2 protein-coding genes are annotated in these 2,608 nt (G+C 50.6%); both read right to left on the bottom strand.

The window, feature by feature from the left end:
* Nucleotides 1–143: 143 nt before the first annotated feature.
* Nucleotides 144–593, bottom strand: a complete 450-nt coding sequence (locus WCG50_RS18830) for a hypothetical protein (RefSeq protein ID WP_336901131.1) — start codon at nt 591–593, stop codon at nt 144–146.
* A 710-nt stretch (nt 594–1,303) separates the two neighbouring features.
* Nucleotides 1,304–2,608, bottom strand: a 1,305-nt coding sequence (locus WCG50_RS18825; protein WP_336901130.1) for a PLP-dependent aminotransferase family protein, incomplete at its 5' end; no start/stop codon positions are given.

The raw sequence follows: 2,608 nt of genomic DNA, 5'->3' as shown, positions 1-2,608 counted from the left end.
AGTACGGCAATTTTGACGCCCACAATAACGTACTGGTGAAAGCCAATCTTCTCCAAAGCAGGCCTTCAAAGCAGCGATAGTTAATGGCCACGACGGGCTGGTTCAGAGCCTCCCGATTCGACGTCAATCCCAACGTCGGGTATCTATAAAGTTTTCTGATGCGCTCTTGCTAGGCTCAAAGGGTATCCTGAGATTGCTACACCGCCGTTACCTATAACCTGAAACCGTGATTCAGCATGGTGAGCCTCATGCATTGTCCAGATTCGACCAATAAGGTCGATCATGACCGAGATAAATAGCAGTTTCGAGTTGATCGTCGCTGCGTATAAAAGTGGTGCCAATCGCCAGAACATTGCCTCATATTGGGCTCGATGGCAAAAATCACCCCGGCCCGCTTCTCCGTGCTTGTAGCGCATGGCCTGACGAATGTGGGGGCGAATCACCAGAACGGCCGCAATTGCATAAAACGCGTAAAAAAGTTTTCCAATAATAGAAAACGATTGAAATAGGGCAACTTCGTTGTGGAACTCGTATTCCAAAAACACCAAAAGTACAGTTGCAATATGACTTGCCGAAAAGTAATCTAAATCCATTTTTTTATAAAAAATATTGCAAAAATCATCAGTAATTGAAAATTGAAATCGCTATTTGCGAATAATCAATGCCGCACCTTACTTTTGCGGCGTCTGACTTGCACCCAAATCATTAACTGGCTTGCCAGGAAGCTGACCGTGGCGAATGACTCGTTACGCGGCTAATGAAAATATTTTCAAAAGAAACAAGCACAAAGTAGTTAATTAGAATTTTAAAAATTTTCCCAAGATTAATTTTTAAAACGATACCAATTAGAGTTTTAAATATCTAATGTGTATATCCCCCAAATGGGGGATATCGAGCGCTTTTTTGAACTTTTTACTACCGGCAATCTAATTGAGAACTTCATGTTCAGTGTGGCCCATGAGTGCACGAAGCGGGTGCCGTAACCATCGAAATCATCGCCACATTGACGGGCTTCAAAGTCAGGACTGAACGACCGGTTGAATTCAAGGTCATCAAGAGTCCGCCACTTTTCTCCGAAGCTGACCTTCAAACTGAACGGCTGCAATGGAAAAAAACGTAGACCTGAAAGGCAGCGATTCCTGATATAGGGTTGCTAGATATGCTCGCTCGATACCCGACACACACTTGAGTCTATGCCTGACAGCAATGCGGCTCCGTTTTAAAGAATCACTGCATTCCGGCATTCGAGAGTAGGTATAAAAAAATGGCCAGAAAATTTTCGCGCGTTGCCCACAAACTACGGTTATGGCAAGGTTTCCCATGTGGAAATCAATCTGCCCAGAGTTTGTATACCTTGCTGAATCTGTTCAACCGTCAGACTTGCATAGCCCAAAATGAAACCGGCTGGTCGAGGTGGTGCGAGGGATTCTGGTCCGGCAAACAGCGTCGATACCGGGTAGATGCCCACACCCACTTGACGGGCAGCATTCACCAAACTCGATTCATCCTTTGGACGCAAAAACGGTAACCAAAGCACCACATGAAGGCCAGCCGCAATACCGCCGACCTCAGCGGCCTTTGGAAGATAGCGTGCAACGGCATTCAACAAAGCCGCACGACGGCGCTCGTTTTCTCGACGCATGCGACGGACATGGCGCTCATAGTTGCCACTCTCAATCAGCGAAGCCAGTACGCGCTGTTCCAGCACGGGTGCATGCCGGTCGGTTAATCGTTTAGCCTGCCGGAACACCGTCACCAGTTCAGGCGGAAGCACCAAGTAGCCGAGCCGAAGTTGAGGCGATAAAGCCTTGGAGAAGGTGCCAACATAAATCACGCGGCCATCGCCATCTATTGATTGCAACGCATCGATCGGGCGCTGTCCATAACGAAATTCGCCGTCATAGTCGTCCTCCACGACCCAGGCGTTTTGGCGATGAGCCCACTGCAGCAGTTCTTGGCGTCGTGTGATCGGAAGAACGCCACCTAAAGGGAACTGGTGCGATGGCGTTACATACACCAGGCGAGCATTTTTATCTTGGGGCAGGCTGCTGGTATCCAGACCCTGCTCGTCCACACGTGCTGCCAAGCACCTTGCGCCAGTGGCCTCAAAGCAGCACCGCGCCATCAGGTAGCCAGGGTCTTCAAAAACAAAGGCGTCGTCGGCATTCAAGAGTAACCGGGCACATAGGTCGATGGCCTGTTGTGAACCGTGAACCACCAGTATTTGCTCGGCATTGCACGCCAGACCTCGGGCACGTCGCAGATAGCCCTGTAGAGCGCTGCGCAGTGATTCATCACCCTCCGGTGGGGCGTAATACAGGCGGTGCTGCTGTTGCAGCAGTTCAATTTGGTAGGCGCGCCGCCAGGCTAAAGTTGGAAAGTCCCGGTGCGCCACCGCCCCGTACAGAAAGTCGAATCGGGCCGGTTCGGCATGAAGCAGTGCCGGCATACCGATTTCCTGTAGGCGGCCCCCAAATGTGGACAAGGTTGGCGCAGACCTTGTGCGGTGAATCGTTGGTAACTCGGATGTTGCAGGGGCAGTCAGTGGCGTTGCTACGCGTGCCACCCGTCCCGTGGACGTGACCAGGTAGCCCTCGGCTTCAAGTTG

The organism is Rhodoferax sp. (assembly GCF_037143375.1).
In the GTDB taxonomy this organism is placed as follows: Bacteria; Pseudomonadota; Gammaproteobacteria; order Burkholderiales; family Burkholderiaceae_C; genus Rhodoferax.
Note: the sequence above shows the minus strand (reverse complement) of the source record. Positions and strands in the feature narration are given on the sequence as shown.